This is a genomic window from Scytonema sp. HK-05 (genome assembly GCF_963872035.1).
GTDB lineage: Bacteria > Cyanobacteriota > Cyanobacteriia > Cyanobacteriales > Nostocaceae > Kalymmatonema.
The window spans coordinates 112,832-135,574 of sequence record NZ_CAWMYC010000046.1 but is presented as its reverse complement, the minus strand read 5'-3'; the positions used below and the strand labels follow the sequence as shown (position 1 = coordinate 135,574).

Genomic DNA, 22,743 nt, shown 5'->3' with positions numbered 1-22,743 from the left:
CTCGCTTAACAAGGGGGGTTTTGTTCCTCGCTTAACAAGGCGGGCTTTGTTCCTCGCTTAACAAGGCGGGTTTTGTTCCCCCCTTTTTAAGGGGGGCTAGGGGGGATCAAGTCTTAACTGAAAAGTATTGGGTAAAATCTAGAACAGGTTCAAACGGAGACCAGCAAGTATCTTTCTCGGAAATTTCACTTATAGGTAAAGGCCATTCAATCCCAAAGGCGGGATCGTCATAACGCAAACCACGCTGGTAGTCTGGCGCATAAAATTCACTCATTTGATACACAACCTCAGCATCATCAGTAAGCGTTTGGTAGCCATGAGCGAACATCTCAGGGACGTACAGAGCTACGCGATTCTCAGCTGTTAACTCAACGCCAAAGTGTAACTTGTACGTAGGAGATTCAGGGCGCAAGTCGATGATGACATCGTAGATAGCACCATGAGTGCAGCGAACCAACTTTACCTCGGTTGCAGGAGCAACTTGATAATGCATGCCCCGTAGAGTTCCCAAGTTGTAGTTGAAAGCTACGTTGCATTGTGCAATTGTTGGCTTTAAGCCGTGAGCGGAAAATTCCTTTTGGCAGAAAGTACGAGCAAAGAAGCCACGAGTATCTTGCCGTTGCTCTAAGTCAATCAGGAATGCGCCTTTGAGTGGAGTTTCTGTGAATAGCATGACTGATTCCAGAAGAAATTTTGATCAATTTGCCCAGTGCGAATCAGATACTCTAGCTGCTTCAAGCGAGTGAATCCTCTAGATAAAAAAGTGGATTCTGATATATCAATAGAACTAAACACATTGAACAACTGCTGGGCACCTTTAGCTGCATCCCACTCACACTTGAATCCTGGTAGTGTCGTGTTAATCTTCTCGAAGGAAACCCGATAGCTGCGGTTGTCCGCACCACTGTCCCCAAAGCTAAGCTTGCATCCGGTGAAGACTTCAGCTACAATCTGGGCAATTTCTTTGACTTGATAGTTGCTGGCAGTATCACCCACATTGAAGATTTGGTTGTGAACAATGTTGCGCTCTGCTTCGAGCGTACAAACGATTGCTTTGCAAATGTCAAGCAGATGAACCAACGGACGCCAAGGAGTTCCGTCGCTCGTCATCTTGATTTCTTTAGTCGTCCATGCTAATCCAGCCAGGTTGTTTAAAACAATATCGAAGCGCATTCTGGGAGATGCGCCGTAGGCTGTGGCATTCCGCAGAAAGGTGGGAGAGAAACCATCGTCAGCTAGTAATTTAACATCTCGCTCTACCAAGGTTTTACATTCTGCATACGCTGTTTGTGGATTGACTTTAGACTCTTCGGTAACATAGTCCTCACTCGCAACGCCATAGACACTGCACGAAGAAGTGTAGACAAAGCGACGCACACCAGATGCTTTCGCTAGTTCGGCGAGACGAACCGAACCTTTATGGTTAATGTCGTAAGTCACATTGGGAGATAATTGCCCGGCGGGATCGTTGGAAAGTTCAGCTAGATGAACGACAGCCTCGACACCTTGTAAATCTTCTTTTGTGATGTGGCGGATGTCTTTGTTTAGGGTTTTGGCAGTTACTTCGGTACCGTTGTATAGCCAGCCAACTTTATAAAATCCTGTGTCAACCCCAATAACCTCATGTCCGTGTTGCATCAAGATTGGGGCTAATAACGAGCCGATATAACCTTCAGTTCCAGTTACAAGTATTTTCATAGGTCTTAAATATTACTAAATAAACTCAGGTTCTGTAAAATACCTCCCAGACTTAATGACTACAAAACCCTGAACAAAGTAACGAGCTTCTCTGGCACGAAGAGCCGCTTGCAGCAGCCGATTGTGCCCATACTGTGGTATCAGCGCAATCGTCTATAAAATAACAGTGTGCAACTAACCTGTTTGCGATCGCGTTCTGGGAAATGTATGATTTAACGTATAAGTTGTATAGTTTGGGTCTGTTTATGCCTCGCTTTGGGTGGAATAATGCTCACACTTACTGCAAATTCATTTGCTCGTAACGATCCATACAAGGCAGGCTAGACGCTGCAACTCGATATTGGCTGACTCTAACAGCTTTGTGGAGGCATTGCCCCTACGCAAAGGCAACAGTCACCCTGACTGTTTTGGGCAATAGTCAATCTGCCCAATTTAGCTTGGCTTGATACTCGCCAAAAGCCACGCTACTACTTGGCGTGTCCACTTGACTGGCGCTGAAGATGAGGAATCCTGCCGGATGATATTAATTATTATTAATTTTTTTTTGAATATTTTTTTTTAAAATATCATAAAATCATTGATTTGTAAATATGTATCTTATGAAAATCATCAAAATAACAAACAGGAGGATGAAAGTTTATTCAGTGCTTTACAAAAGTCTTCTTTGTACTTAGCATTGCCGGATAAGTTAAGAGAAAGTCTGTCTAAAGGTAGAAGATTATGTAAACATTAGTAGTTTAATTTCCAGATACATAAAACAAATAAAAACAAAGTTGAGAATTTGCAAGATATCAAGCCGACAGTTGCCCCGACGATTGCTTTCAAATTAGGATAGCAATAGGCACTCCAACACCAAAAGAAAAAAACCTTATAAAGCAAGGAGTTTGATAGGAATTAGACTTGAAAACAAAAAAAATGTATTAAAACTAACAATTACAAAAGAGTTTCAAAAGCTAATCAAAAAGTTATGAAATACATTTAAATGACGTTTATTATTCGTAATTAATAAAAGTTAACCTACCACAAAAGTAGGAAATAACTGGCTATGCTTGTCGGGGTGCAGGCGGTTGCATAAAAAAGCAACAGACAAGTCAATACGGGCAAGTCAAAACAAATTTATTGTCCTTAATTTATTTATTGCTGCCTTAGGTTGAAAATTTCTAGAGGTTCGAGTTCTGGTTTATGGCACGACGTTCGTTGAAGGCATCTATCGTAGGCATCGAGAAAGCAAAAAGGGCTTTTCAAATCCGGGAATGGACGCAAGAATATCTAGCTAGTGAGGTAGGGCTGGAAACTCGCCAGCCAATTTGGAAGTTTTTTACAGGGAAGCCGATTGAGCGTCAGAGCTTCATGGAGATCTGCTTTCAACTTGGTTTGGATTGGCAAAAGATTGCTGAGCTACCGACAGGAGGCGCAGTAACGGAAAAAAAGCTCGATTGGGACAGCTGCCAGGATATTGATGCCTTGGTGGAAATGGTGCGAAAGCAAAGAAGCGATAAAATTCAAGCCCAGTGCGCCACGATGCGGTTGTTAGATATTTCTCAACCGATTGAGCTAGAAGACATTTATGTTGATGTCAATATTCAGAATAATATTACAAGTCAAAGATGGTTAGATATCTTTGAATTACAAGGCTTTTCAAAAGAATTCGACCGCTTCCCTTGGGATCAATGTCATGAACTCGTTCCAGCGCTACAGACAGTTGCAACCTATCCCAAACTAATGGTGCTAGGCAAACCAGGGTCTGGTAAAACCACATTTTTACAATATATCGCCACCCAATGCAATCAAGGCAAGTTCCAAAGAGACCGGATACCTATTTTTATACGATTAAAAAATTTTGCTGAGGATGCCAGAGAAACAGGGGATTTTAGTTTATTGAACTATATCACTCAAGAGCTTGCTTACTTCGGCATTTGTGACCAGCAAATCCAAACATTACTCGCTCATGGCAAACTGTTGATTCTACTGGATGGCTTGGATGAAATTCCAGAAGAAGATAGCGCCGAAATCGTGAAAAAAATTCGCAAGTTATCTGAGGAATATTACAAAAATCAGTTTATTATTACCTGTCGGATTGGTACTCAGCAGTATCGGTTTGAGGGATTCACCGATATTGAAATTGCCGATTTTGACGCCTTCCAAATAGAAGCCTTTGTCCAAAAGTGGTTTGTCAACGTTGGTAGGAATTCCAGTGAACAAGCACAAGCCAAAGCTAGTCAGTTCATGCAAAAGTTGCAGTTATCGGAAAATGGGCACATTCGAGAACTAGCTGTGTCGCCGCTTTTGCTCAACCTGGTTTGTTGTGTGTTTCAAACCCGCTCAGACTTTCCCGCTAGGCAGGTCGAACTTTACAAGCAAGGATTGGACATTTTGCTCAATCGCTGGGATCAAGTCAGGAGCATTAAACGCGATGGTATTTATGGTGATTTGTCTTTACCCCACAAGCTCAAACTGCTGAGTCAAATTGCTGCCATCACCTTTAAGCAAGAACGTTACTTTTTTACAAAAAGCAATGTCCGGCAATACATCGCGGACTATCTGCGTAACTTACCCACTGCCCAAGCTGATGATCCCGAGGTACTGCAACTCAATAGTGAGGCAGTGCTGAAATCGCTCTTAGCACATGGTCTACTGGTGGAGCGGGCGCGGGGGATTTACTCGTTCTCGCATCTCACGTTTCAAGAGTATTTAACGGCTAGAAACATTGTTACTAGTCCTAAACCAGAGATATTAGAAGAAAAATTGCTCGAGTTGGTCAGCCATGTGACCGAACCCCGTTGGCGCAAAGTCTTTTTACTCACAGCTGGTATGTTGGGTCATGCCCCTGACCTGCTGCAGTTAATGAAGCAACAGATTGATGCGCTTGTTGGCGCTGATGAGCAATTGCAGCAGTTCCTCATCTGGCTCAACCAGAAGTCCCTTTCCGTCCAGGCTCCCTACAAAGCAGCAGCTATTCGTGCTTTTTACCTGACACTGGTTCTTCCTCGCGATCTGAGCATAACCCGTGACCTGACTCTCTCCCTTGCCATCGATCCCAGGGTTGCTGGTAATCTTGCCACTGATTTGACCGTAGATCTGGCTCTTAACCGTGCGCTATCCCTCAGCCTAGCCCTGGCAGCTGACCCGACTCTGGATCGAGTCCTTGCCCTCAGTTTTGCTCTGACTTATGACATAGATGTTTTCTGTGACTGTGAGTTCGAGCAATCGCTGCAACAACTTAAAAAACAACTACCAGCCCCAGATCAAGGCAGAGAAAGGTTGAAGAAATGGTGGAACGCTAACGGTCAGACTTGGGTTGAGAAATTGAGGTCTCTGATGCTTCGGTGTCGCAATATAGGTCATCAATGGCAGTTCAGCGATCAGCAAAAGGAAGTCCTCAAGCAGTACTACGCTGCCAACCAGTTGCTGGTGGATTGCCTCAAGGTCGCTTGTGAAGTCAGTCCCACTGTGCGAGAGCAGATTTCGGAAACGTTGTTGTTGCCCATCACCAGAACATCAGGTGGTGCATCGGAAAAAAAGGTATATTTAGCTACTGGAAATGTGGTGAAGCTATGGTAGCCACTTATGATGTACCCCTTGTTGTCTTTTCGGTGGCGATCGCATTCATCGCCTGTTACACAGCACTGGATCTGGGTGGACGGGTGGAGGTGAGCACTGGGCAAGCGCGTAATCTGTGGCTCTTGGTTGGCGCGATCGCCCTGGGAATTGGCATCTGGTCAACGCACTTCATCGGGATATTGGCTTATAAGCTGCCGATCCCCATAACTCACGACCTCTCAATTGTCTTAGTCTCGATGGGGGTGGCAATTGTTACCTCTGGAGGAGCGCTCTGCATCGTCAGGCGTGAGAAGCTGGCGACGCTTGGGTTGCTCTTTGGGGGCGTTTTAATGGGACTTGGGATTGCAGCCATGCACTACATCGCCATGGCGGCAATGCAACTACAAGCGAAAGCGAGCTACGATCCAAACCTGGTTGCACTTTCTGTCGTGATTGCGATCTGTGCATCCCTCATCGCCCTAAAGCTGGTGTTCCATCTGCGCTCCCAGACCATGCTGAGCGGGAGCGTGTGGAAGCTCGGCGGTGCGAGCATCATGGGAGGTGCCATTGCCGGGATGCACTATACAGCAATGGCGGCGGTCAGCTTTCAGCCCGCTGACCAAGTGGTACAGCCCGTTCATGGCTTGAACCACTCTTTACTGGCGACTGCAATTGGAATTGCGACTTTGGTCATCCTGAAGCTAACGGATCTGACTAGCTTTTTCGATCAGCGCCTGGGTGCCGAGACCGCCAGAGCCGAGGCACTGTGCGAGAGCGAAGAGCGCTTCCGCTCCTTGGTGCAAAATGCATCTGATATTATTGCGGTTATCGCAGCCGATGGCATCATTTGCTACACAAGCCTATCCGTCAAAAATATTCTGGGTTATCAACCCGAGAATTTGCTTGGCAAAAAGGGTTTTGAACTCGTCCATCCTGACGATCGCCCCAAGGCAGAAAGTCTCTTGAGGGAAGCCCTCGATTATTCTAAGACCAAGATCACAGCTGAGTTTCGTTTACAGCACGCAGATGGTTCGTGGCGAGATTTTGAAGTGCTAGTCAATAATCTACTGGCTGAGCCGAGTGTGGCTGGTATTGTTACCACTTGCCGCGACATCACCGAGCGCAAGCGGACCGGGGAGGCGCTGCGGGAGTCGCAACAGATGCTGCAGTTAGTGATGGATAACATTCCGCAATTCATCTTCTGGAAGGATAGGAACTCTGTCTTTTTGGGTTGCAATCGTAACTTTGCACAACTAGTGGGCCTTGGCAGTCCAGAGAATATTGTTGGCAAAACAGATTACGACTTGACATACCAGACACAGGAGGCGGACTTCTTTCGCAAGTGTGACCAGAGAGTCATGGAAACGAGTACACCCGAATATCATATTATTGAACCTCTACTGCTAGCTGATGGCAAACAAGCTTGGCTAGACACTAACAAGGTTCCACTTCATGATTCGAGAGGAAATGTTGTAGGCATACTCGGCAGCTTTGAAGACATCACCGAGCGCAAGCGAGGAGAGGCAGCATTGGTAGAAGCGCGGGAAGCAGCTTTTGAAGCATCGCGTCTCAAATCTCAGTTCCTAGCCAACATGAGCCATGAGATCCGTACCCCGCTGAATGCTGTCATTGGGATGACGAATCTGCTTTTGAATACGGAACTCAAACCCGAGCAACGAGGCTTTGTCCAGACAATTCGCCACAGCAATGACGCATTACTTAGCATCATAAACGACATTTTAGACTTCTCCAAAATTGAGTGCGGCAAACTCGAACTGGAACAACAACCCTTCGATCTACAAAAATGTGTTGAGGAATCCATCAGCTTAGTAGCTTCCAAGGCAGCAGAAAAAGGCTTAAAGCTAGCATACTCGATTGCTCCCTCCACCCCAAAGACGCTCGTAGCAGATGCTGCCCGACTCAGCCAAATCTTAGTGAATCTACTGAGTAATGCGGTTAAATTTACAGAATTTGGGAAAGTGACTGTTTCGGTAACGGCAAAGAAGGTGAGGGGCAAGCAAGACTGGCGTTCTCTCGTGAGTCCTGACTCCTTAGACACTTATGAAATTGAATTTGCTGTCAAGGACACAGGCATCGGCATTCCCCAAGAGCGGATCGAGCATCTGTTCGAGCCCTTCACCCAAGTCGATTCTTCGATCAGCCGTCGCTATGGAGGCACGGGGCTGGGTCTTGCCATCTGTAAACAGCTAACCGAAATCATGGGAGGACGGATCTGGGTGGAGAGTACGCTGGGTCAAGGCTCCTCCTTTTATTTCACGTTAATTGCCCAATCCAGTCCCATGCAAGTGGATACCCCTAAGGTGGAGTCAAGAGTTGCGATACCTCAAATAGCTGAACAGTTACCCCTACGGATTCTGTTAGCCGAAGACAATCAAGTGAACCAGCAGGTTGCCCTGCTCATCTTAAAGAAGCTTGGGTATCAAGCTGATGCCGTTGGCAATGGACTAGAGGTACTGCGATCGCTGCGCTGTCAAATGTATGACGTGGTGTTGATGGACATACAAATGCCAAAAATGGACGGATTGACAGCCACCCGTCATATCTGCCAAGAATGGTCAAAAGACCAGCGACCCCGGATTATTGCCATGACAGCCTATGCCACCGACTATGCTAGGGAGCAGTGTTTGGAAGCAGGTATGGATGACTACATCAGCAAACCAATTGAAATAGAAAAACTCGTTCAGGCTTTGAGCCAGTGTCAGCCAAATAGAGCAGGGGGAGCTCTTGAGCAAGGGAGCAGGGGAGCTCTTGAGAATGAAAAATTTCTATCCTCTGCCCCTCTTGATGCGAAGACGTTGCAATCATTACGCAAGATGGCGGGTGAGCGAGCAAACGAAGTTCTGGCTGAAATCATCAATAATTATCTGGCAGAAGCGCCGCAACTGCTGCAAGCGATGCGTGCCGCTGTTGCGACAGGAGACGCGTGCCGACTGCAACAGGCGGCGCACACGCTAAGATCCGCGAGTGCCAACCTGGGTGCGATCGCTCTTTTGGAGCTTTGTAAGGCTTTGGAAGTCATGGGTGGCGCTGGTACCACCACAGGGGCATTGGCGGGTGTGTTGCAAGTTGAGGCGGCATACGAAACAGTTAAGGCAGCCTTGCAAATCGAACGTGAGCGGCTTTAAACATGAGTATCGACCCTGTTCAAAAAAACTCCCCCTTAATTTTTGTTGTCGATGACGACAAATCCATGCGGATGCTGCTGCGTGTCGCACTGGAACAAGAAGGCTACCAAGTGCTGGAAGCACAAGATGGCGCGGCGTGTCTAGCCGCCTATCAAAATCAAAAGCCCGACGCGATTTTGCTGGATGCTGTGATGCCAGGGATAGACGGCTTTGCCTGTTGCACCCAGTTGCGAACCGCAAACGACAGCACTGTGCCTGTGTTGATGATCACGGTGCTTGACGATCCAGATTCGGTTGAGCAAGCGTTTGCAGTCGGGGCTACAGATTATATCACAAAACCGATTCACTGGGCAGTGCTGCGCCATCGCGTGCGTCGTCTGCTCGAACAATCCCGGCTTTATAAACAGTTAGAAGAAGCCAATCTCGAATTGGAGCGTCTAGCGGGCATAGTGGCTCGTTATAAGGAAACGCGCAAAAAGCCTCCAGCATAATCTCTGATTAAATATTTCAAAGCAACATTTGAGATTTTATCAAGGCATTGCTTTCCAACTATCAAGTACTTCTCGAATAGACTGCAATTCAGTGAGATATTCATTTACTTTGATTCTCTGACTCTCAAGCATAGCAACAATCTCAGGAGCTTTTACTTCCCTTGTTGCTCGTTCTTTAAGCAAGTTGTCAAATTGAGATTGAAATCTATTTATGTAGTCATTAATTTGCTTTTCGCCTTTTTGAAAATCTTCTGATACTTGTTTTTGAATGACTCGCTGGAGCAACTCTATGTTTCTCTGCACTTGTTCGTCTATCTTCTTCTGAATTGCTTGTGAAGTCAGTTTTAAATCTATTTCATAGAAAGAAACTGTTTCCTGATAAGGAACATCTACTTCATATGATTCATCAGAGGCACAGCAGCGACTCTTGTTTCTGGTTTCTTTTCTAGTTCTAGTAAATACTTCTTGCTGCTTTTCTATTTTGGCATCAATTCCTGAAAATTCAAACTGAGGAAACTCAATTGGATTAGTACCTATTTCAACTTCTAAAGCATTTCCTATGTACTTAGAAACTTCATCCGATATTGCTTGGATTTGTTTTTGAATTTTTTGAACTATATATTCGCGAATTTTTGTTCCATCTCTGACCAGTTTATCTTGAGTATCTAACCAAAAATTTTGTATTATAGGGGTGCAGTAATCATTAATTATTTTCCCAATTTCGTCAGCATATTTTCTCTTATTGACTCTAATCTTATATGGATCTGAGCTAGCGTCAACTTCAAATAAAGAACTTAACTTCTTCCAAATATATGTAAAAATATTTTTCTCATCATCACGTTCTAAAGTATTGTTGAATTGAGTTTCAACGACCTTTTCTATTTCTATTTTTATTTGTTCTTTAGCAGTTAAGGCAAAATTGTGAATTCCCAAACTAAATTCACTGATTAATATTTGCTTGCCGAAAATAAAAGGAAGTATAAAAACCATATAATTCTTTGATGAGTTCCCTAGGAATTAGGAGGAAGATGAGGAAGTTGAGAATCAGTAAGCAACTTACTATCTGCTGATGTTAATCCTAGAGATTTAGCAATAGCAGATGATTCAAGATATCGTTTCATTGCCCCTTCGATGCCTGGTGTAATGGGTCGATTTTTAATGTCTTCGTTGACTGCTTTCGCCTCAGCCAGGAACTCTAGATTTTTAGTGTGTTCATAAATGAGTTCGTTCTCAATCTGTTGCAAACGTTCTAGTTCTTGCTGAGTCAAAGATTGGTAATATGTTTTTACTGCTTGCTTATGGTCATCGAGGATTTGGAAAAACTCGTAAACCATACCCGCAGTTCCAACAACGGCTAACGCTGGCGCTGCTGTAGTTAAGGCGATCGCAATTGGTGGACAAGCTGCTGCAACTGCTGTGGTTGCAAAAGCTGTAGCGCCTCCAACTGTGCCACCAACTAAGGTATCTTTTAATGTTTCTACGGTGGCTTGTTGTGCAGAAATTTCACCCCGAATTACACGAAGCGCGTTGGTTAACATCGAAAATGGTGCTGTTGTTGCTGCACCAATGGCTGCTCCTAGAGGAGCAGCTTGAAAACCTGCTTTGACAGCACCCATCATATTGTCAAAATGCCATTTGGCATTTATTCTCATTTGCTCTTGCCAGATCATAGGCTTATTGCCGCGAGCAATGTTGTCTCTGGCATTCTCCCAGTAGATGTTTTTGGGGTCATTTGAGCCACCTTGGCTGTGGGGCTTGATGTGACTAGCGTGCTTATCGGATAAATATTTTTGGGCATTAACACCAGCCGATTTGCTGTCAATGCCAGCTCGTTGAACTGGGGGAATCTTTTCTAACATCTGTTCGGCTTGCACTCTGGTTCTTGGAAGTTCACCAGGTCGAATCCCACCTTTATATAATCTACGCACCGCACTTAAGGGTAAATCCTGTAATTGGGCATGGTGAACGCTGGTCGTCGCAGTGGCGTTAACAGCGGAATTACGCTCTTGATTGTCAGACATGGATTAACAAATTTACTATGTATGTATTACGTTGGTTCGCTTCAGACCAAAAAATGGCATTAGCTTCTTTTCTTATGATTCCCATTTGGTCATCGCTCATAACACACCTGAAAGATTGCCTAGAAGAAGTCAAAGGATTTGAGGTACTGCCTACACTTTTGGTTTAATTGGTATCGTCGCTTGAGTAAAGACTATGAGGTGCTGCCGGAAACCGTGGCGACGTTTATTTATGCGGCGAGGATGTCAAAAGGGAAAGGATTTGCAGTAACGAGAGCATTGTTGACTCAACCTGAGACACAAACAGACCAAAACTATAGAACTTATACGTTAAGTCATACATTTTCTAGGACGCGATCGCAAACACGTTGATTGCACACTGTTATTTCATAAACAGTTGGTTCCACCCCAGGGGGATATTACGGGTGGGTGTGTTGCGAGTAAAGATAGCTCGTAACGAGAAACGCGAATTTGCAGTCAATGGTGGGGGTATTTTGCAAAATCTAATGTCATCTTCTAGCCGCAGCCCTACAACGCTTGCAGATAGGGAGGCAGTTACAGTAAAGGGCAAATTTTTCTTTAAGAGAGATCAGAAGTTTTTTCTCAAAGGAGTTAGCTACGGTCCTTTCTCCACCGGCACGCATGGCGAGCCTTTTCCAGAAAAACCAGTTGTGGAGAAAGACTTTGCCATGATGGCACAGCTGGGCGCTAACTGTCTACGTATCTATACCGTTGCACCTGATTGGCTTTTGGATCTAGCTGCAACCTACGGTTTGCGGCTGCTTATTGGCATCCCCTGGTCTCAACATATCGCCTTCCTTGACTCCTCTGCTGTTCAGGCAGAAATCCGTAACTGCATTGCCACCGGAGTTAAAGCCTGCCGGAACCATCCCGCTGCCTTTGCCTATTTGGTGGGCAATGAGATTCCTTCAGATATTGTGCGTTGGCATGGTCAAAAACGGGTTCGTGCTTTTGTCAAAGAGTTAATGGCGGTAGCAAAAGACAGCGATCCAGAGGGTCTGGTAAGCTATGCCAATTACCCCTGTACTGAATATTTAAATATTGACTTTACTGATTTTTTATGCTTTAACGTCTACCTGCATCAAGAAAAAGATTTTCGCCGCTACCTATCCCGACTCCATAACCTGGCGGGGGATAAACCTCTCGTGCTGAGTGAGTTTGGTGTTGACTCGATCCGTGAGGGAACCCAGGAACAAGCACAGATCCTCTCCCAGAAGTTGTCATCAAGCTTTGACATGGGAGCGGCAGGGACGATCGTCTTTTCTTGGACGGATGAGTGGTTTACTGGCGGGTATGCTATACAAGATTGGGCTTTTGGCTTGGTTGATGCTGAACGTAACAAAAAGCCTGCGTTCGACACCGTGCAGCAGTATTACACAGCGCCTCTGCCGCCAGTGCTACCTGAGTATCCTAAAGTCTCAGTGGTTGTCTGCGCGTACAATGCTGAGCGCACTATGGATAGTTGCCTAGCTTCTCTCAAAGAACTCAACTACCCTAACTATGAGGTGATCGTAGTTAATGATGGCTCGACTGACGGCACTCTAGAAATAACTCAGCGCTACGACTACGTACGCCTGATTAGTCAGGAAAACAAGGGACTAAGCGCAGCACGTAACGTTGGCATCGCCGCCGCGACGGGCGAGATTGTTGCCTTTACCGATTCTGATTGTATGGCAGATCCAGACTGGCTCACCTATCTGGTCGCAAAGTTTCTCTCGTCGGGTTTGGCAGCCGTCGGTGGTCCAAACTTATCTCCTCCTGAAGACTCTCTTGTCCCAGCCTGCGTTGCTGTGTCTCCCGGTGTACCCACCCACGTACTTTTGAGCGATGAGGTAGCCGAACATATTGCTGGCTGCAACATGGCTTTTCGTCGGGAGGTTCTACAGGAAATTGACGGGTTCGACCGGCAGTATCGTGCTGCGGGTGACGATGTTGATATATGCTGGCGGCTGCAAGACAAAGGCTACGCAATTGGCTTTAGCCCAGCTGCAATAGTATGGCACTTTCGCCGTAACACGGTAGATGCGTATCTTAAGCAGCAGCGAGGCTATGGTAAGGCAGAGGCGCTCGTTTATTTTAAGCATCCCAACCGCTTTAACCTTCTGGGACAGCCCAGCTGGGCGGGGAGGATCTACGGAGATTTATCCTCATTTCTTCGTTTTGGTCAACCAGTTATCTACTCTGGGGTGTTTGGTCGCGGGTTGTTTCAAACCCTATATGAGCCTTCTGGCTCCCTCATTTCTTACCTCCCCCTAACGCTGGAGTGGAATGTAGCGGCTGGTGTTTTATTTGTGTCTGCGCTTGTGTCTGGTGATTATCCGTGGGTGGCGGCGGCAATGTTCCTCACCTCTTTTGTCTGGTGTATAGCTGGTGCCTTACAAGCACGCATTGAAGAGCGGTTTCAGGGAGCAAGGGCACGCCTGCTTGTTGCTGTGCTGATCTACCTGGGTCCTATTGTACGCAGTGTAGAACGCTACCGCTGGCGCATAAAACAACTTACTAAAGTAGAACCGATAAAGTTTGATAAGCCGTAAAGAAAAATGGAAGCAGTTTCTAATAACAAGAGTCAAATACTGACTCAACCGGAGTTGATAAAGTTTGCTCGATCAGCTAAAAGAGTACACATTTGTTGGCGCGATCGCGCCTATGAGTTGTCCTATTGGACAGAAACAGGACTGGAAAAGGAGAACCTGCTTCAAGAGGTCATGGATTTCCTCCTGCCCTACAAGTATTTCATCACTGTCGATGATGGGTGGAGCGACTGGGATTTGGAGATTCACCGGGGGATCTGGTCAAAAATTCAGGTGAACGTGTGTACTGAAAATCACGGTGGCAACAAGAGATTACTGAGGCTACGGTGTGGACTGAGGATGTCGCAGTTTGCCACTATGGCTATGGTTGCGTATTTCGTCTACACAGTTGTGGCAATCCTTCTGGGAATGCCAGAAGTCGCTTTAGTTACATCTTTAGTAGGGGTACTCAACGCCGTCGTCATTTTCTATCAGAACTTCGGTTTGGGGCGTATTCTCTACCACGTGCTGGAGATGGTCGCCAAAAAACTCCACCTGCTGCCGATACACCCCAAGAGCACCAAGTCTGTCGTACAAAGTGCAGTCATACAAGCATAACGTTTGTTTTAGTGCTTCTTTATACTAATGAGCAAATGGTCAGACGAGAGATGAATTTGTAAATGAGGCAAGGGTTAAAAGCAATGATGCACCGATACGGGCGCTTGCTCGAATATCCGCTGCGGCAGTGGCGCACCATAATAGCAATCCTCGCTCTCACGGCTGGCACCTCAGCCACCGCAACACTTCAACCTTGGCCAATGAAAATCCTGGTGGATTATGCCCTCTCTCAGGTAGCCCTCCCCCCCCTAGTTTCTTCGTTTGCGAACTTCAAAGAGTCCCTGACGCCACCACTGCTGGTCATTGTCGCTGCTTTAAGTAGCCTCGGACTTTATGCTTTGAACGCGATCCTTGACACGAGCTTGAGCTGGGCTTGGAGTGCTGCTGGGCAAGGTATGGTCTACGAACTGGCTCAAAACCAGTTCTCTCGTCTTCAACGCCTTTCACTGCTGTTCCATAGCCAGCGTACTGTCGGCGATTCTTTGAGCCGCTTGACAGGAGATTCCTATTGTGTATATACCCTAGTCAGTGCTGTGCTAATTTCACCTGTGCAGCATCTGCTTATGCTCTTCACTATTAGCATCGTCGCCTGGAACCTGAATTCTTCACTAACGCTGATAACGCTATGGGTTGCACCAATGATGGCTGGTTTTGCCCTCGTCTTTGGTTCCCGACTCAAGCGCCGGACAAAGCTGAATCGCGAGGCGCAGTCTCGCCTCACCAGTTTTGTCCACCAAACGCTCACAGCAATCCCAATGATTCAGGCATTTAGCAGGGAGAGTTACAATACCCAGCAGTTTAAGCACCTGGCTCAAGACACAGTTACGATTTCGCAACGCGAAACCCTGCTCAAAAGTACCTACGGTCTTGCAAATGGTTCTGTGACAACGGTTGGTAATGCGATTGTCCTTTATATGGGCGGGCTGCAGGTGTTATCAGGAGCTATGAGTGTCGGTAGCTTGCTGGTTTTCCTGGCATATTTACAATCCATACAAGGAGCATTTCGGGGGTTGTTTGGCATCTACGGGAGCCTGAAGTCGGTAGAAGCCAATATGGATAGAGTGCTAGAGATTTTGGATGCTAAAGATGGGGTGCACGATGCCCCAGGAGCCAAACCATTGCCTGTTCGTGCACCGGGAGATCGGGGACATATATGTCTAGAGGGAGTTACCTTCGGTTACGAAGCTGGCTATCCTGTGCTAGAAAACATTACCCTGGAAGCGCGACCGGGAGAAACTATTGCTCTGGTCGGTGCGACGGGTGCTGGTAAGAGTACGTTGGTCTCTCTCATTCCTCGTTTCTTTGATCCCTGGCAGGGACGAGTCTTATTCGATGGGGTGGACGTACGAGGTGTGCAACTCAATAGCCTGCGCGAGCAGATTGCCCTGGTGCTACAGGAGCCGTTTCTTCTGCCACTCTCGGTGGCACAGAACATTGCTTACGGTCGTCCGGGAGCAAGTCAACAGGAGATTGTCGCAGCCGCCAAAGCCGCTAAGGCACACGAATTCATCCGGCAGCTGCCTCAGGGGTATGACACCGTTCTGAGTGAAAGAGGAGCTATCCTCTCTGGCGGACAGAAACAGCGGCTGGCGATCGCTCGGGCGCTGCTTAAGGATTCGCCGGTACTCATTCTCGACGAACCCACTTCTGCTCTGGATGCCCACACTGAAAGCTTACTGCTGGCAGCTTTAGAGCGCTTGATGCAGGGGCGGACAGTATTTATTATTGCTCATCGCCTCTCGACTATTCTCCGGGCGGATCGCATCGTGGTGCTGGAGCAGGGGAGGATTGTGGAGATGGGAACGCACCAGGAGTTGCTGACAGGTTCTCGTCTTTACAAGCGTTTGCACTCCTTGCAGTTTCCCGATTCGCCGCAGGAGGTCGTGTTATGAAACTGTGGTGGCTGCGACTAGCACATTACGCCCGAGTCCGTTGGCGCGGACTCGCCTTTGTGCTGCTGCTCATGCTAATTAATGTAGGGCTGAATGTGCTCAAGCCCTGGCCTTTGAAGTTGATTGTTGATTGCGTCCTGGGTAACCAATCCCTGCCAAATACTCTTGTTTGGCTCAAAACCTTAGTTGGTGGTGCCGATGTTGGGCTACTCGGTCCCTTAGCGGGTGCTACAATCGCTCTATTTCTAGCTGGTGAAGGAGTTCGTCTGCTCCAAGACTATGTTGGTGCTGGCGTTGGCAGTCAAATGGGTTATGACTTGGGAGCAGCACTGTTTCATCGCCTACAGCATCTTTCTCTGGAGTTTCACAACCAACAGCAAGCTGGCGATCTCGTCCGGCGAGTCATGACTGACAGCATCTGTATTCGGAATCTGGCGATGGGGGTTTTTCTGCCCGTGCTGACTTCCGTGGTGAATCTGGTAGTCATGTTCGTTGTCATGTGGCAACTTGATCACTTCCTTTCACTGCTCTCGCTACTCGTTGCTCCCCTGATTGTGTTACTGATTTGGGTCTTTAACAAGCCCATGATTGAGCGAACCTATCAGCATCAACAATTTGAAGGCGAGATTATGGCGCTTAGCGAGCAGACGTTAACAGCGCTACCAATTGTTCAAGCATTTGGTCGCGAAGCACACGAAGATGAGCGCTTTCGCTACCTGTCTCAAAAAGCGCTCCAGGCTTGTTTGCGCGCTGTTTTTGCCCAGATGCAATTCAAAATTGGGGTGAGCGGGGTAACGGCAGTCGGAACAGCAGGAATTATGCTATTTGGCGGCTTCCAGGTTTTGGATGGGTTACTTTCAATTGGGTCTTTACTGGTCTTCCTTTCTTATCTCGCCTCCTTGTATGCGCCGATGGAGACTTTGGCTTATATGTCGTCTGGTTTTGCAGCAGCGGCAGCTAGTGCTCGTAGAGTGCTAGATGTGTTAGATGCCAAGGAGGAGGTACGGGAAATTGCTGATGCCAAACCTCTGCTTTTACAACCCGGTAAAGCGAGTGGATACGTATGCCTAGAGAAAGTCACCTTCGGCTACCAGCATGGGAAACCCATACTCCAAGACATTTCCTTGGAAGCACAGCCAGGGGAAATGATCGCGCTGGTCGGTGCGACAGGAGTAGGTAAGAGTACCCTGGTTTCTCTGATTCCCCGTTTTTTCGATCCTTGGCAGGGACGAGTCCTCTTCGATGGGGTAGATATCCGAGACGTGCAACTGCAAAGCCTCCGCGAGCAGATTGCCCTGGTGCTGCAGGAGCCGTTTCTACTACCGCTAAGCATCGCGGAGAACATTGCCTATGGCTGTGTTGGTGCTAGCCGCCAAGCGATCGCCGCCGCCGCCCAAGCTGCCAATGCTGACACCTTTATTCAACGATTACCCCAAGGTTATGACACCATCATTGGTGAGCGAGGAGCTACGCTTTCAGGGGGAGAAAAGCAACGGTTGGCGATCGCCCGTGCCCTACTCAAGGATGCTCCAGTGCTGATTCTGGATGAACCCACCTCTGCTTTGGATGCTCAAACCGAGTTTCTGCTACTGGAGGCATTAGAGCGACTGATGGCAGGACGAACTACGTTTATTATTGCCCATCGCCTCTCGACAGTACAACGAGCAGACCGGATCGTGGTGTTGGAACGAGGACGAGTTGCGGAGATAGGAACCCATCAAGCATTGCTAAACGCTCGTGGGCTGTACTATCGCCTGCACCAAACCCAGTCCAGCCGACCAATCATCCATTCTGAATCGGTATAAAGCAATACGGTTGATGCTAAGGCTAAAACTTTTTGTAAAAATCAATTTTTTTTAACGAACCGCCAAGGACGCAGAGGACGCAAAGAGAAAAAAGAAATGCTTAACTGAACTGTATTACAGTATAAGCCAGGGGAGAGAAGGTGAACGATTTAACTAATCAGGAGTCGGAGTACAGGGGAATTACGGATTTTCCACAGAATGTCCAAATTGGTTCAAACACAGTCATCATGGGCAATCTCGCGTTCAAGCGATTCCATAGCCGTAAGACACAGGGGCTAATCATCGGTGACCATTGTACTATGGACGGCGTTCACTTCGATATTGGTGAGAAGGGGCAGGTCGAGATTGGCGACTATTGCTACTTCACAAACGCTGTACTTTTGTGCGAACTTGAACTTCGCATTGGCAGCTACGTTGTGATTGGATGGAATACGACACTCGCTGATACCGACTTTCATCCGATCGCACCTGCTGAACGCATTGCTGACGCGATCGCCTGTTCACCTCTGGGCAAGACCTTACCGCGACCAGAAATCGTAAAGCGACCGGTGGTTATTGACGACGGCGTCTGGATTGGACCGAACGCCACAATCCTCAAGGGAGTCCATATTGGAGCTGGGGCAATTGTGGAGCCAGGTGCAATGGTGAACCGAGATGTACCGCCACGCACCCGAGTCATGGGTAACCCGGCACAGATTATTGGGGAGGTTTAACGGCGATGTCTACACGCACTCTCTCCTGGGATTGGTATCCAGGAACGATTCCAGAAAACGTGGTTCTTGACGAAACCGCCTACGTTGAAACGACCTTCAGTTTTCAGTTATACCGTAGCGAAGCACCAGTGGGGGTAGAATACGGTCGCGGTGCTTCCACCTATCTGGGGACGATGTTTGATGTTGGTCCGCGTGGGCAAGTCAGCTTGGGTAACTATGCGCTTGTCCACGGAGCCAGGATTATCTGTGACGCCCAGATCGAAATCGGTGATTATGCCCTCATCTCTTGGAATGTTGTTTTGATGGATACCTACCGACTACCGTTCGACCCGACACAGCGGCGGCGTGAACTAGAACAGATACCATTTCGTTCGCCCCGATGTATTGATGGCATGGTACCAGCGCAACCGATTCTCATCGGTTCTAACGTTTGGATTGGTTTTGATGCCTGTGTACTACCAGGCGTCACGATTGGAGAGGGGGCGATCGTCGGTGCCCGGTCTGTTGTCACCCAGGATGTCCCACCGTACACCATCGTGGCTGGCAATCCTGCCCGTGTTGTTCGTGAGTTAGATGCAGGAGGAATTGACCGTGAGAAGTGAACGCCCCAGTAAAGGGAAAATTATAGTTTTTGGTATTCTATTTTGGTATCCCTTAGCAGGGGTGACTTACCAGTTCCTCCACTACCTGCTAGGGCTTCGTCGCTTAGGTTATGACGCTTATTATATAGAAGATTCATGGCGTTGGATTTACAATCCCCGCATCAACGACCTTTCTCCAGATGCTACTGAGAATATCCAGCAAATTGCCCCCATTTTAGAGGCGTATGGCTTCAAAGATCGGTGGGGATTTCGCGACTATCTCGGGGGTGAATGTTATGGGATGACTGAAGCCCAAATCCTGCAATTATATCAGGAAGCAGACGCCTTCTTGAACGTAACGGGTGACCAGGAAATCCGCGAGGAGCATCTGGCTTGCCGCCGCCGCATCTATGTAGAATCAGATCCGGTTGCCTCTCAGATTCGGATTGCTCAGGACGACCAAAAACTCATTGCTCACCTGTCCGCCCACGATACCCACTTCAGTTTTGGGGAAAATCTAGGGGCACCAGATTGTGGTGTTCCCGTCGGTGGCTTTCAGTGGTTACCTACCCGCCAACCAGTTGTGCTGGATTTGTGGGACTCAAACTTCACACCAGGGATTGCTTACAACACCATCGCCACTTGGAATAATAAGGGGAAGGACATTACTTATCAGGGCAAAACTTACTACTGGCGCAAGGCGCGTGAGTTGGAAAAATTTCTGGATCTTCCCAAAGCGCGTCCGTTGCCATTTGAGATGGCGACCAATGTGAGTGAGGAGGAAAGAGAGAATGTGCGATCGCTGCTTCAGAAGCATGGTTGGAGCCAGGTAGACGCGGTGGAACTCTCTCAAGATATGAAGAATTACCGCGCTTATATCCAGGAATCGCGCGGGGAGTTCACGGTGGCAAAGGAGCAATACACGCGCCTGTTGAGTGGCTGGTTTAGCGATCGCTCTGCTTGCTATCTGGCAGCTGGTCGTCCTGTGATTACTCAGGAAACAGGATTCAGCAAATTTCTGCCAACGGGTAAAGGACTTTTTGCATTCAACAATATGGAAGATATTCTAGCAGCACTCGACGCGATCGAAAGCGACTACAAAGGCAATTGCCAAGCAGCCCGCGAAATTGCATCAGAGTACTTTGCCGCAGAAAAGGTGATTGGCAGTCTTATGGAGCGAGCAGGGTTATAAGTATGGCACGCATTGTTGTTTGCGGATATATGATCCGTCATCCATTAGCTGGTAATCTTTTGGCCTTCTTCCACTATGTGTTAGGATTACATCTTCTGGGGCATGAAGTCCTATACCTAGAGGAAAGCGGCTGGTCTGAGTCCTGCTATAACCCGATAAACCGCAGTTACAGTGATGACCCCAGCGTTGGAATTCACGCAGTGGAAACACTTATAAACACTTATGGCGTGAATGCCACTGTGTGCTATGTGAATCGGGACACGGGAACCGTCTACGGTGCGGATTGGCAAGAGCTAAAGCGGATGCTCAAGACGGCGGATCTGCTATTGAATATCGGTGGAGTTTGCTGGTTGCCTGAATTCTTTCTGTGCAAGCGCCGGATATTAATCGATATGGACCCATTCTTTACTCAAACTGGGACATTCGCCGCTGAGGGTCGCAACGACTATCACGCCTACTTTAGTTATGGTGTGAATATCGGAAAACCCGATTGCAGGATTCCGAGTGATGGTATAGAGTGGCTCCCCACTGTACCGCCTGTTGTGCCAGAGATCTGGCAACGCCCTGTACTCACTCCAGAAGATTGTGGGGAAAAATGGGTAGATATACCATTGACAACAGTTGCCAATTGGACTGCCTATGGTGGCATTATCTACCAGGGCGAACACTATGGACAGAAGGATGAGGAATTCATGCGCCTGCTGGAACTCCCAAGCTACTGTGCCCAGAAACTCGAACTTGCGCTTTCGGGCAAGGATACAGAAATAGCAGAGATTACCAAGTCTCTACAGACAGCAGGCTGGTTAGTTCGAGATGGCAGGGTTCTGAGCGCTAACGTATCAACTTACATCAATTACCTGACTAGCTCGCGGGGAGAATTTAGCGTTGCCAAAAACGCTTATGTCAAAACCCGTAGCGGTTGGTTTAGCGATCGCAGCGTTTGCTATCTCGCCGCTAGTCGCCCCGTGATCTTACAAGATACCGGATTTAGCGATTGGTTACCAACGGGTCATGGCGTGCTGGCGTTTTCCTGCTTGGAGTCCGCAGTAGACTGCATAGAGCGCGTCAACGCAGATTATCCGGCGCAAAGCCTTGCAGCACGGGAAATAGCCGAGCAAACCTTCAGTTACAAAGTCGTGCTGCCTCGACTACTGGAAACAGCAATTCATGCTCGTGACGAGTCAGGGAGAGTCCAGGTAAGATGATCATCATTTTTGCGAGTGCGATCGGTCGTTTTCCTATAGGAGGCAATGCCTGGTCTGACCTGCAGTACCTTTTGGGTTTGCGTGCGCTTGGGCATAATGTTTTCTATTTGGAAGAATGTGGACCAGAGTCGTGGGTTTACAACTGGGAAACCGAGCAACTCACCACGGATTTGGAATATCCCACCAATTATGTGAGAAACTGCCTGGAAGGGCTTGGCTTTGAAAATCAATGGATTTACCGAGCTGGCGACCATTCGGTTGGGATGGGTATTGACAATTTTAAAGAAATATGTAATGAAGCTGATTTGATGATTGTCCGTGGCTCACCAATTTCTCTGTGGAGAGAGGAATATAAGTGGCCACAACGCCGCATTTATATTGATGCAGATCCAGGTTTTACTCAGATTAATATTGCCAGTGGTGATTCGGAATTAGCGAACACCGTTGAACATTGCGATCGCCTGTTCACAATTGGGCAGCGCATTGGTGCCGCAGACTGTCTCATCCCCACAATCGGTAGGGATTGGCTGTTGACATTACCTCCGGTAGCACTGCCTTACTGGCCAGTGACTGAGGACGACGGTGCCACCCACTTCAGTTCGATTATGCAGTGGCGCAGTTATCGGGAGGTAGTCTACGAAGGAGTCACCTATGGCAACAAGGATAAAGAATTTCTCAAGTTCATTGATATACCCCAACTCACCAAACAACCGTTTCGGATTGCATTAAGTGGCGGCTTTCCCGATGAGCTATCCCAGTACGGCTGGGAAGTCCTCCCTGGATGGATTGCGTCTTTTTCACCAGAGTCTTACCAAAAATTCGTTCAAGAATCCCGTGCTGAGTTTGGAGTGGCGAAACACGGTTATGTTGCCACAAAGGGCGGTTGGTTTAGCGATCGCAGCGTCTGTTACCTAGCTTCCGGCAGACCTATTCTAGTTCAAGACACAAGCTTAAGCGATTGGCTGCCGATAGGAGAAGGGATTTTAACCTTCCGTGACCAAAAGGAGGCAGTAAACGCTATAGAAGCCATCAACGCTGACTATAAGCGACATCGGTATGCAGCACGGCAGTTAGCACAGGAGTATTTTAATGCAGATAAAGTTCTTTCATCTCTTTTAGAGGCAGCTATGAGTTAACCATACATTGAGTTTATAAAATATCACTATAGCAATCCTAAATCATAAGCCCTAAGCCTACGCGCCCCCTTCGTGAAGCGCGTTAGCTCCTCCGTTAGGAGGCACGGGCACGCTACTTTGAACGTAAAATTCTCTTTTCTCTCTTTTCTTGGCGCTCTTGGCGTCTTGGCGGTTGAT

14 protein-coding genes and 3 pseudogenes are annotated in these 22,743 nt (G+C 47.6%); 13 read left to right on the top strand and 4 right to left on the bottom strand.

The window, feature by feature from the left end:
* Positions 1 to 106 precede the first annotated feature (106 nt).
* Positions 107 to 673 (bottom strand): dTDP-4-dehydrorhamnose 3,5-epimerase, encoded by a 567-nt coding sequence (rfbC, locus tag AACT52_RS08105; RefSeq protein ID WP_073630145.1) that lies wholly within the window; start codon positions 671 to 673, stop codon positions 107 to 109.
* Complete coding sequence (locus AACT52_RS08100; RefSeq protein WP_073630143.1) at positions 634 to 1,698, bottom strand: NAD-dependent epimerase/dehydratase family protein; 1,065 nt, start codon at positions 1,696 to 1,698, stop codon at positions 634 to 636. Before AACT52_RS08100 ends, rfbC begins: the two co-directional genes overlap by 40 nt.
* Before the next feature lie 1,182 nt (positions 1,699 to 2,880).
* On the opposite strand from AACT52_RS08100, the gene AACT52_RS08095 reads away from it, so the two are divergent.
* The 3 genes and pseudogenes from AACT52_RS08095 to AACT52_RS08085 form a co-directional block, all read left to right on the top strand.
* Entirely contained in the window at positions 2,881 to 5,259 is a 2,379-nt protein-coding gene (locus AACT52_RS08095; protein WP_073630141.1) for an NACHT domain-containing protein, read from the top strand.
* Entirely contained in the window at positions 5,253 to 8,384 is a 3,132-nt protein-coding gene (locus tag AACT52_RS08090) for an MHYT domain-containing protein (RefSeq protein ID WP_073630139.1), read from the top strand. Before AACT52_RS08095 ends, AACT52_RS08090 begins: the two co-directional genes overlap by 7 nt.
* Positions 8,385 to 8,386: 2 nt before the next feature.
* Positions 8,387 to 8,833, top strand: a pseudogene (locus tag AACT52_RS08085) (response regulator); the annotation flags it as partial.
* A gap of 81 nt (positions 8,834 to 8,914) precedes the next feature.
* Here AACT52_RS08085 and AACT52_RS08080 read toward each other — a convergent pair.
* Complete coding sequence (locus tag AACT52_RS08080; RefSeq protein WP_073630135.1) at positions 8,915 to 9,865, bottom strand: hypothetical protein; 951 nt, start codon at positions 9,863 to 9,865, stop codon at positions 8,915 to 8,917.
* A gap of 20 nt (positions 9,866 to 9,885) precedes the next feature.
* Positions 9,886 to 10,896: a hypothetical protein gene (locus AACT52_RS08075; RefSeq protein WP_073630133.1), complete on the bottom strand. Its 1,011-nt coding sequence runs from the start codon at positions 10,894 to 10,896 to the stop codon at positions 9,886 to 9,888.
* Positions 10,897 to 11,018: 122 nt separating this feature from the next.
* On the opposite strand from AACT52_RS08075, the pseudogene AACT52_RS41275 reads away from it, so the two are divergent.
* From AACT52_RS41275 to AACT52_RS08025, 10 genes and pseudogenes are all read left to right on the top strand, one after another.
* A pseudogene (locus tag AACT52_RS41275) lies at positions 11,019 to 11,142 on the top strand (IS5/IS1182 family transposase); the annotation flags it as partial.
* A gap of 176 nt (positions 11,143 to 11,318) precedes the next feature.
* Positions 11,319 to 13,448 carry a glycosyltransferase gene (locus tag AACT52_RS08065; protein WP_233153876.1) on the top strand — a complete coding sequence of 710 codons (2,130 nt, stop codon included), beginning with the start codon at positions 11,319 to 11,321 and terminating at the stop codon, positions 13,446 to 13,448.
* Between the two features lie 6 nt (positions 13,449 to 13,454).
* Positions 13,455 to 14,042 carry a hypothetical protein gene (locus tag AACT52_RS08060; protein ID WP_073630131.1) on the top strand — a complete coding sequence of 196 codons (588 nt, stop codon included), beginning with the start codon at positions 13,455 to 13,457 and terminating at the stop codon, positions 14,040 to 14,042.
* A gap of 83 nt (positions 14,043 to 14,125) precedes the next feature.
* The gene (locus AACT52_RS08055; RefSeq protein ID WP_233153875.1) at positions 14,126 to 15,934 is read left to right on the top strand and encodes an ABC transporter ATP-binding protein; all 1,809 of its coding nucleotides are present in this window, start codon (positions 14,126 to 14,128) and stop codon (positions 15,932 to 15,934) included.
* Complete coding sequence (locus AACT52_RS08050) at positions 15,931 to 17,739, top strand: ABC transporter ATP-binding protein (protein WP_073630127.1); 1,809 nt, start codon at positions 15,931 to 15,933, stop codon at positions 17,737 to 17,739. Before AACT52_RS08055 ends, AACT52_RS08050 begins: the two co-directional genes overlap by 4 nt.
* Before the next feature lie 140 nt (positions 17,740 to 17,879).
* Positions 17,880 to 18,452: an acyltransferase gene (locus AACT52_RS08045; protein ID WP_073630125.1), complete on the top strand. Its 573-nt coding sequence runs from the start codon at positions 17,880 to 17,882 to the stop codon at positions 18,450 to 18,452.
* A gap of 413 nt (positions 18,453 to 18,865) precedes the next feature.
* Positions 18,866 to 19,015, top strand: a pseudogene (locus AACT52_RS41270) (DapH/DapD/GlmU-related protein); the annotation flags it as partial.
* Positions 19,016 to 19,043: 28 nt separating this feature from the next.
* A complete protein-coding gene (locus tag AACT52_RS08035; RefSeq protein ID WP_083630211.1) occupies positions 19,044 to 20,225 on the top strand; it encodes a glycosyltransferase in 1,182 nt (393 codons plus the stop codon).
* Between the two features lie 2 nt (positions 20,226 to 20,227).
* Entirely contained in the window at positions 20,228 to 21,430 is a 1,203-nt protein-coding gene (locus tag AACT52_RS08030; RefSeq protein ID WP_073630120.1) for a hypothetical protein, read from the top strand.
* Positions 21,427 to 22,566, top strand: coding sequence for a glycosyltransferase (locus AACT52_RS08025; protein ID WP_073630118.1), 1,140 nt, complete (start codon positions 21,427 to 21,429; stop codon positions 22,564 to 22,566). Before AACT52_RS08030 ends, AACT52_RS08025 begins: the two co-directional genes overlap by 4 nt.
* Positions 22,567 to 22,743 lie beyond the last annotated feature (177 nt).

What these genes read in the sequence shown, in the direction of transcription:
- rfbC (WP_073630145.1), bottom strand. Translation starts at nt 673, where the DNA reads ATGCTATTCACAGAAACTCCACTCAAAGGCGCATTCCTGATTGACTTA.
- AACT52_RS08100 (WP_073630143.1), bottom strand. Translation starts at nt 1,698, where the DNA reads ATGAAAATACTTGTAACTGGAACTGAAGGTTATATCGGCTCGTTATTA.
- AACT52_RS08095 (WP_073630141.1), top strand. Translation starts at nt 2,881, where the DNA reads ATGGCACGACGTTCGTTGAAGGCATCTATCGTAGGCATCGAGAAAGCA.
- AACT52_RS08090 (WP_073630139.1), top strand. Translation starts at nt 5,253, where the DNA reads ATGGTAGCCACTTATGATGTACCCCTTGTTGTCTTTTCGGTGGCGATC.
- AACT52_RS08080 (WP_073630135.1), bottom strand. Translation starts at nt 9,865, where the DNA reads ATGGTTTTTATACTTCCTTTTATTTTCGGCAAGCAAATATTAATCAGT.
- AACT52_RS08075 (WP_073630133.1), bottom strand. Translation starts at nt 10,896, where the DNA reads ATGTCTGACAATCAAGAGCGTAATTCCGCTGTTAACGCCACTGCGACG.
- AACT52_RS08060 (WP_073630131.1), top strand. Translation starts at nt 13,455, where the DNA reads ATGGAAGCAGTTTCTAATAACAAGAGTCAAATACTGACTCAACCGGAG.
- AACT52_RS08055 (WP_233153875.1), top strand. Translation starts at nt 14,126, where the DNA reads ATGATGCACCGATACGGGCGCTTGCTCGAATATCCGCTGCGGCAGTGG.
- AACT52_RS08050 (WP_073630127.1), top strand. Translation starts at nt 15,931, where the DNA reads ATGAAACTGTGGTGGCTGCGACTAGCACATTACGCCCGAGTCCGTTGG.
- AACT52_RS08030 (WP_073630120.1), top strand. Translation starts at nt 20,228, where the DNA reads ATGGCACGCATTGTTGTTTGCGGATATATGATCCGTCATCCATTAGCT.
- AACT52_RS08025 (WP_073630118.1), top strand. Translation starts at nt 21,427, where the DNA reads ATGATCATCATTTTTGCGAGTGCGATCGGTCGTTTTCCTATAGGAGGC.